The organism is Faecalibacterium sp. DFI.5.82, from assembly GCF_029076575.1.
GTDB classification, from domain to species: Bacteria; Bacillota; Clostridia; order Oscillospirales; family Ruminococcaceae; genus Faecalibacterium; species Faecalibacterium duncaniae.
This window is the reverse complement of record NZ_JARFIS010000495.1, coordinates 1-311: the sequence shown is the minus strand read 5'-3', so window position 1 is coordinate 311 and position 311 is coordinate 1. Positions and strand designations below refer to the sequence as shown.

The following is a 311-nucleotide window of genomic DNA, read 5'->3' as shown; positions in this document are numbered from 1 at the left end:
CTCGCCGCTGGCTTCGATCTGATCCATCCCGGGCCAGACAAAGCTGCGCTCCAGGAAGCGGAGCATCAGGGTGTCCGCGCGCAGGGCTTCGATGATATGGTCAATGACAAAGATCATCTGGTCGGGGACGCTGGTAAGCTCGGCGGCGTGCTGCTCGGCAGCGGTGCAGGCGTTGTCCAGCAGCTGGTAGCTCACCCGGGCCAGCAGGGCCTGCGTGACCGAACCCTTATCGGCAAAATCGAGGTAGAATGTGCCCTTGCCCACCTTGGCGCGGGAGGTGATGTCCTCCACGCTGGGCTTGGAGGTGCGCC

Annotated in this window: 1 pseudogene; it reads right to left on the bottom strand. The window is 64.0% G+C overall.

Features of this window, described 5'->3' with window-relative positions:
- Window positions 1–311, bottom strand: a pseudogene (locus P0G09_RS17575) (TetR/AcrR family transcriptional regulator); the annotation flags it as partial.